This window comes from Vibrio sp. 10N.222.48.A3 (assembly GCF_041475345.1).
In the GTDB taxonomy this organism is placed as follows: domain Bacteria; phylum Pseudomonadota; class Gammaproteobacteria; order Enterobacterales; family Vibrionaceae; genus Vibrio; species Vibrio tasmaniensis_A.
Genome location: NZ_JBFRVX010000460.1, coordinates 1 through 7,446, shown reverse-complemented (window position 1 = coordinate 7,446; position 7,446 = coordinate 1). Strand labels below are relative to the sequence as shown.

Genomic DNA, 7,446 nt, shown 5'->3' with positions numbered 1-7,446 from the left:
ATTTGAACGAGCTAAACTAATAGCGGCTATTCATGCCAAATCGATTCGACATATCATCGTCCATACGACCGCCCTTCCAACCGCCACCGCCCAACAAATTAAGTACATCACGCGCGTTATATTCCTCACCACCGAAGAAGTCATTAGACACATCATTACGCAGCAGTTGAATGGCTGGAGCAATTTCAGCAGCAAGGTCTTGTGGATCAGCAAACAATGCTAAGGCAACCAGTTGTTGGCGCTTACTCAATTCACATGAACTCGTTTCTACTTGCCCAATAGAGAAAAAATCACTGCTTCCGTACGCTTTCACCAACTTTGCAGAAAGTGATTTGATTACTTTCTTGATTCGTCGTCGTTGAATATATCTAAACATATAGATTGCCTTGTATTGATGAGCCTAAATTAACCAAACAATAGGTAAGTTTGATTGTCGACCGAGATGCTTTTTACTTGCGTGTTAAATACGGATTCTAGCTGTTCAGGCACAAGCACTTGCTCTGCACTGCCTGATGCTTGTAGTACGCCCTTTTCGAGCAGCAGTACTTGGTCGGCATGCCTCAAGGTTCGGTTCAGGTCGTGGTTAGCCATAATAACCGCAATGCCCTTCTCAGCCACTCGTTCGATAAGCTTATACAGCAACGCTTCTTGAGCAATATCTAACGGCGCTGCAGGTTCGTCTAGGATCAGGAGCTTTGCATAAGGGTTAAGCGTCGGCCAAATTTGCAGGCACATTCCCGCTAAACGAACGCGTTGCCATTCACCACCAGACAGTGTCTGAATTGAACGATGAAGTTTATCTGTGATGTCCAACATCTGGCTTATCTCTTCCAAAGCCGTGTTGATTTCAGTATCAAGGCCATGTGATGAACTTGGCAGTGATAACGCAAGGTATTGGAAGACTTCCAAGTTGAAGGCGGGTCTTGCACTTTGACAAAGATAAGCGCGATGCAATGATAAATCTTGTAGTGATAATACTGACAAGTCTTGTCCGTCGAGCTTTATATCACCTTTGTAGCCATCACCAACGCCAGATATCGCTTCTAATAAGGTACTTTTCCCACTGCCATTAGGACCGATGACATGAGTCACCTGCCCTTGCTTGAGCTCAAATGATAGTGGTAATAAACGAGCGCCGACGCTCAGGCTCTTAATTTGAATCATGATTTTTAATTAACATCCAAATGAAGATTGGTGCACCGATACTGGTTGTCATCACACCCAAGGGTAATTCTGCAGAATCGAGTAATGTACGTGCGCAAATATCAGCAAACACCAGTAACGCGGCACCGGCAACGGCAGACAAAGGAAGAAGGTATCGGTTGTCGGTACCAATCGCTAAACGCAGTAAGTGTGGCACCACCAAACCCACAAAGCTGATCACGCCACCTAACGCTACTGCGCAGCCGACTAAAATAGACACAGCGAAGATTAAACGCCAACGTAATCTCGGAACGTTCACGCCTAACTGCGCAGCATGGGTCTCGCCAATCATGAGTTTGTCTAGCTTGCTACCTTGCAGGCACAGCCAGATAATAACGGGGATCATTACTAACGTGAGCGAGTGCTGGTACCAAGTTACACCACCCAAACTACCCATCAGCCAATACATCAATAAGCGTAAGCTAAGATCATCACTAAAATAGAATGCCCACGTCACCATCGCGCCAGAAAGAATGCCTAACGCAACACCCACCAGCAATAACTTGGCCGTAGTCAGTCGCATCGTTTTAACCATGCTCACTAGAATCACGGTAAAACAGAGTGACCCTAAAACGGCGGCAATCATGAACAGTTCTGGTGTAGGAGCAAACGGTAAGAAGAACAGCACGATCACCATCGCTAAGCTTGCACCACCAGAAATGCCGAGCACACCGGGCTCTGCTAATACGTTACCCAATAAGACTTGTAAGCTTGCGCCAGATACGGCTAACCCTGCCCCGATAGCAATAGCCGCCAATAGTCGAGGTAAGCGTAAATCAATCAGTAGTTTTTGTTCTAACGTGGACAATGTGCCCAGAGGGGAAATGAAGAGATCGCCAACCATTAGATAAATCGCACTCAGCGTGACAAGCAGTGCAGCCATCAGATAAATGGCTCGGGTCCATTTTCGCTGTTTTTGGTGAAGAAGTTGTTGGAAATCCATATCAAGCTACTTTGAAATTGTTCGCGTAACCTTACCTGTATCCCCAAATAAACTCAAGGCTCACACCGTAATGTGAACCTTGATATTTCAAGCAGTTGGGCGGTTGTTTTGGTCGATTAAACCTAACTGGATATTAATCGTACACAAGCTGACCATGGTCGAATCGCGTTTCAACTTCGCACACCATTAAGGCAGCTCGTTGACCGATAGCAACGTTACGATTTGGAAATACCACCGCTTCGTTTTCATTCTTCGCCATCAATGGCTTATCACCATCATGACCAAACACTTCACCGTGCTTGAACGCCGTAAAGTTTTCAACGGCATCAGAGAACATGAAATCAAAATCATCATGCAAACGAACAATGGTTCGGCTTACGCGATAAGTAATGGTTTTCTTTGGCAAATGCTCTGGTTCTATTTCAGCAATCAAATTGCGCATTGCCAAATCGAAAGCCGTTAACTTATCAAGCTGGTTCTCACCAATTCTTGCTACCTGCCCTAGCTCCATTGTCAGTGCTTGGGCTTCAAAGTTTTCAGCGCTGTACCAACTGAAGGTGCTCGTTGGCGCATTGGATAACAACACCGCTTCAACGTGAGCACTGTTAATGAAATCGAACAAGGCTTTACTGCGAACTTCGTGGCGAACCTTAGGGCTTACGGCGAAAGAGTAATGCTTAGACAAACGGATCGCACAGTGCAGATCTAAGTGCCAACGAGTGGCAGGCACCGTTTCCTTGTAAAACTCAGTAACCAAGAACTTAAGGTTCTTCGCGATGTCCACTTCTCGATTACTCTCGTACTGTTTTTCATCAAACAGACGGTTCATATTCACATCAAGAAAACGCGTATGCGCATTGGTCGCTTCTGGGTGAGCAATGATGAACAAACATCTTGCTGTCACGACTTGGAAGCCGGTTTCAATATCCTCAATGAGCTTATCAATCAGCTCCATTGGTGAAGTTTCGTCGCCATGAACACCTGTTGAAAATATGATGTTCTTGGTCTCAGGATTATACTCTGCGGGAATCACTTCCAATACACCGCGTTGATGAAGCTTAATTTGAACACCGTTACTCAGTACGGTCTGTCCTGCAACCACTTCTTGCTCAAGATCTAGGCTGTCAAAAAGAAATGATTGGCGAAAGAGGGTCTTCGTCATGCGCTACTCCTTAATTGCACGGCCGTATGTTAATAAATTGTACATAGAAATTGTGTTGCTAGGATCGCACTTATCAATAGAAACTCCGTTATCACTCACAAATACTACCCATATATTTTTGTATTACCTGCTGACTTTACTAACCGACATCTGTTCCAAATAATTTCACCTATTTAGAACAACTTTTGGTTATCTCTGTTTATATCAGCAAGATAAGAGCCACGTAAGCTAACACAGCTCTTACCTACCATGAACAGATTGAGATCAATTAATCTTCCTGATCGAGCAATCTTTCAAATTCATCGATTTGAACTTTGACCATGTCGATGCTTTGTTGCCAAAAATCAGCTTGAGTCAGATCCATTCCTAAGTGCTTTTGAACCACTTCTTCCGCCATCATGCTGCCCGTATCACGAAGCAACGAAACGTAATCGCCGTAGAATTGCTCACCTTTCGCATCGCGCTGAGCGTAAACACCTTTACTGAACAGATAACCGAACAAGTATGGATAGTTATAAAAGCTCACTTGAGAGATGCTGAAGTGCAGCTTGCTCGCCCAGAAGTAAGGATCGGCTTCTGTCATTGCAGCGCCGTACCACTCTTTCCAAGTCGTTTCCATCAAGTCACACAGCTGCTGAGCCGTTAGCTCACCTTTTTCACGCTGCTCGTAGAAGGCTTTTTCAAATTCGAAGCGAACGGGAATATTCACCATTAGTGCCAAAGAAGAAGAAAGCTCTTCCCACAGCATTTCAAGTTTCTCATTACGTGTTTGTGCTTGCTTCAATAGGTGGTCACGAACAATGTTCTCAGCAAAGATCGAAGCGGTTTCAGCTAACGTCATTGGGTAGCGTGTTTGACACAACGGCATGTCTTTCATCACCCAGTTGTGGAACGCGTGGCCTAGCTCGTGCGCTAATGTCATTAAGTCTGAGCGGCTACCACTCCATGTCATGAACACAAGCGGGGTGCGTGTCGCAGCAAATTTAGTGCAGTACGCACCTAGACGTTTATTGGCTGCTGGAGCGGCATCAATCCAACCGTTCTCAACCATTAATGCGACGAAATCAGCCATCTCTGGATTTACTTCAGCAAAGGCGGTTTTAATCACTTCGATCGCTTCATCAAATAGATAAACCTTAGATTCAGCATCACCAAGTGGTGGCATGGCTGCTAAATGGTTCCAAGGCTTCATTTCATCGAGCCCGTGAACTCTTGCCATTAACAGGCCTGCTTTCTGGCCTACTGCTCGATTTGCCTTTGCTACCGACATCATGGTGTCTAGCGTTTCAGGTACGATGCGGCTGGCGTGTAGGCTTGGATCAAGGAAATGTACGTCGCTTATTTTCGAGCGCTTTTTGTTCTCTGTCAGTCGCCAACCCGCAAGCGCATTTAGAATTGAAGCAAAAGACTCTTGGTGCGTCTCCATTGCGCCTTGGACTGCGCGCCATGCCGGTTCTTGTTTGTCGAATTCGCTGCCGTACAACAAGCTCGCAGCTTGTGAAAAACCTAGCGCTTCGTCTTCACCGTTCAGCTTTAGCGACAGTTTTAAAGAACCGGTTAAGTTATCGTACAAACGACCCCATCCATCACGGCCATCAACCTTCATCGCGGCCAATAACTGCTCTTCAGCAACACTAAGGCGGCTGCTTGATAACTTACGCGAGCTTTCAATCGCAAAGCGTTGTCCTGCTACATCTGCGCTGTCATGCTCTAAAACTGCATCAATAAACTCTGGTTCTGCGTGGATTAGCGTGTCTTCATATGGGCTAAACGCTTGAGACATTTCAGAGTTCAGCTTCGCTACACGACCAAGCAGAGCTTTGGCTTCTGTGTGCGTCGCGTCTACCGATGCGTGGCAATTAGCGAAGGTGTTGATCGTGCTCAGTAACGTGCCTGCCGCTTCAGAAGTTTGAATGGCGTTTTGCATCGCTAGAATGATATGACGCTTTTCAACGTGTAGGTACAACAGCTCAATACATTGTTGAATGAGTTCAATGTCTTGTTCGATTTTTGCATCATTAAGATCGCGATAAGCAATGCTTAGATCCCAACTCGGTGTTGTCATGACTAAATTCCTTTCACGTAGGTAGTAATACCAATCTGGTATAGCGGCTGTAAACGCCGCTTTATACTTCTATTTCTGGTTCTATTTCTATTTCTATTTCTGTTTCTGTTTCTGTTTCAATTTACAGGTCCAATAGATTGTTAACTCTTAAACTGTGTTTTTTGAACACTCAGAGAACAGCCAACCCTATCGACTTTACACTGATAAAACTCTGTGCGAACTGAGTGATTTGAATATGAGTTATCGACGCGTTTTCTATCGATAGCTTCGAGTACAAACTCGGATTTTTCCAATCAATATCAAGACAATGCGCTAGCAGTATGCGAATCACACCACCATGGGTAACCAACAATATATTGTCACTTGGATCATTCAAAAGTTGCGACCAAGCTTGAGTTACTCTGTCGTGGAAGCTCTGTAAACTTTCTGCACCAGTCAGTTGATGATTAGCAGGATCTTGCCAAAAGGTTTCTAGCATTCCCCACTTGTCTTCAAGCTCATCAAATGGGACACCATCAACGTCACCGAAGTTCATTTCCTGAAAGTCTGGTGCTACAGATAAAGTCACAGACATACGCTGTGCGTATCTGTTTGCGAGGTCGCTGCATCGCCTTAATGGTGAGGTAACCACGCAATCAAAGGCAATATCTTGTTTTATCAGCGCCCCACATATCCGATCTTGAAGATCAGGATTAACCAACACATCAGATAAACCATTAAGTGCCGCTTCGCCTTCGACTTTGCCATGTCTTAGTAGATAGATGTTCTTGGTTGTTCCATTTTCCATTTGTTCAACTAACCTTTGATACCAATCTAATTATGAGTCGAGCTTTGAGTCGAATGGCTCGACGGTTTTAAGCTCAATGGTAATCCTGCTGCAACCAGCGTAACGCGTTCAACGACGCGAGCTAGCGCTTGGTTCATGCGACCCGCATTGTCGACAAATAGGCGCGACACTTTACCTAGCGGCACTACACCTAAACCGACTTCGTTAGAAACCATGATAATTTGCGCTGGGCTTTGCTCTACGCTTTTCACTAAAACTTCAACCACGGCCTCAACCTGTTCATTGGTCGCATCATCACCCAACTCAAAAATAATGTTGTTCAACCACAAAGTTAGGCAGTCAATCAACACCACATCGTTTTGACCAAAAGACAGCAGTTTTTCGGCTAATTCAACAGGGGCTTCATGCTCAATCCACAGCTCACCACGACGTTGTTGATGGTGCGCGATTCGTTCTCGCATTTCATCATCAAGATATGTCGCTGTCGCAATATAATTGAGGCGTCCATTTGAACATGCTTCAAACGCACATAATGCTTGTTGCTCTGCAAAACTCGACTTACCAGAACGAGCTCCACCCAATATCAGATGACTATTTCGCTGACTTGTTTGATTAATTTGACTAGCTTGATTCGTGTTTGTCATAGGAAGCCGTTATAGAAAGCCATTGTAAAATGCAGTAATGAATACAAGGTAAATCAGTAACTCCATCAACTGTTGAGCTGCCCCCAAGCAGTCGCCAGTAAAGCCGCCAATTCGAGCCGTTAACCACTTTTTGAAACCTGTTCTGAACAGATAGGCGACGACAGATAAAACCAAAGCGAATTCAAGACCAAACCACAAGCTAGGCAACACCCCTACAAGCAATAAGAAGACAAGTTCGCCTTTGGTTTGCTTGTTGGCCAATGGCTTACTTTTACTGGTATCTAAGTCGCTGACATAAGGCATGTCGTAAATCAGCGATGCAGCAATTGCACGGCTGAAGGTATAACTGGTCACGATAACCAAAAACAGAGCCGTCATGTTGACCAACTCATGCAACAGCACCCACTTGCCAAGCAGAGCCATAACCAGAGCAGACGCGCCATAGGTACCAATTCGACTGTCTTTCATGATGGTCAAACGACGTTCTAGAGTCATGCCGCCACCAATGCCATCCGCCATATCAGTCAAGCCGTCTTCATGGAATGCACCTGTGAGCATCAGGCTAAAACTCATCATCAAAAAGATCGCCACCGCACTCGGCAGTATGGCATCGAGTAGCAAGAACACACCGCCACATAGAAC

At 45.2% G+C, this 7,446-nt stretch carries 8 protein-coding genes; all 8 read right to left on the bottom strand.

Translation table 11 applies throughout. From position 1 onward, the window contains the following. Positions 1-16: 16 nt before the first annotated feature. Positions 17-376, bottom strand: coding sequence for a DUF6559 family protein (locus AB4653_RS13825; RefSeq protein ID WP_009846928.1), 360 nt, complete (start codon positions 374-376; stop codon positions 17-19). Positions 377-405: 29 nt separating this feature from the next. Beyond that, on the bottom strand, positions 406-1,164 hold the full coding sequence (gene btuD / locus AB4653_RS13820) for a vitamin B12 ABC transporter ATP-binding protein BtuD (protein ID WP_017096954.1): 759 nt from the start codon (positions 1,162-1,164) through the stop codon (positions 406-408). After that, a complete protein-coding gene (gene btuC / locus AB4653_RS13815; protein WP_009846930.1) occupies positions 1,151-2,146 on the bottom strand; it encodes a vitamin B12 ABC transporter permease BtuC in 996 nt (331 codons plus the stop codon). Before btuC ends, btuD begins: the two co-directional genes overlap by 14 nt. A 133-nt stretch (positions 2,147-2,279) precedes the next feature. Continuing rightward, the gene (locus AB4653_RS13810) at positions 2,280-3,308 is read right to left on the bottom strand and encodes a succinylglutamate desuccinylase (protein ID WP_009846931.1); all 1,029 of its coding nucleotides are present in this window, start codon (positions 3,306-3,308) and stop codon (positions 2,280-2,282) included. Positions 3,309-3,576: 268 nt separating this feature from the next. Then, a complete protein-coding gene (locus AB4653_RS13805) occupies positions 3,577-5,373 on the bottom strand; it encodes a M3 family oligoendopeptidase (protein ID WP_102258531.1) in 1,797 nt (598 codons plus the stop codon). A 169-nt stretch (positions 5,374-5,542) separates the two neighbouring features. Further along, positions 5,543-6,160 carry a histidine phosphatase family protein gene (locus AB4653_RS13800; RefSeq protein WP_102258532.1) on the bottom strand — a complete coding sequence of 206 codons (618 nt, stop codon included), beginning with the start codon at positions 6,158-6,160 and terminating at the stop codon, positions 5,543-5,545. A gap of 26 nt (positions 6,161-6,186) precedes the next feature. Continuing rightward, complete coding sequence (gene cobU, locus AB4653_RS13795) at positions 6,187-6,804, bottom strand: bifunctional adenosylcobinamide kinase/adenosylcobinamide-phosphate guanylyltransferase (RefSeq protein WP_102258533.1); 618 nt, start codon at positions 6,802-6,804, stop codon at positions 6,187-6,189. Positions 6,805-6,813: 9 nt separating this feature from the next. Further along, a partial coding sequence (locus tag AB4653_RS13790; protein ID WP_372104451.1) for an adenosylcobinamide-GDP ribazoletransferase occupies positions 6,814-7,446 on the bottom strand: 633 nt, incomplete at its 5' end.

Excerpts from the sequence above, each read along its gene's own strand:
- AB4653_RS13805 (WP_102258531.1), bottom strand. The coding sequence starts at position 5,373 with ATGACAACACCGAGTTGGGATCTAAGCATTGCTTATCGCGATCTTAAT.
- btuC (WP_009846930.1), bottom strand. The coding sequence starts at position 2,146 with ATGGATTTCCAACAACTTCTTCACCAAAAACAGCGAAAATGGACCCGA.
- cobU (WP_102258533.1), bottom strand. The coding sequence starts at position 6,804 with ATGACAAACACGAATCAAGCTAGTCAAATTAATCAAACAAGTCAGCGA.
- AB4653_RS13810 (WP_009846931.1), bottom strand. The coding sequence starts at position 3,308 with ATGACGAAGACCCTCTTTCGCCAATCATTTCTTTTTGACAGCCTAGAT.
- AB4653_RS13825 (WP_009846928.1), bottom strand. The coding sequence starts at position 376 with ATGTTTAGATATATTCAACGACGACGAATCAAGAAAGTAATCAAATCA.
- AB4653_RS13800 (WP_102258532.1), bottom strand. The coding sequence starts at position 6,160 with ATGGAAAATGGAACAACCAAGAACATCTATCTACTAAGACATGGCAAA.
- btuD (WP_017096954.1), bottom strand. The coding sequence starts at position 1,164 with ATGATTCAAATTAAGAGCCTGAGCGTCGGCGCTCGTTTATTACCACTA.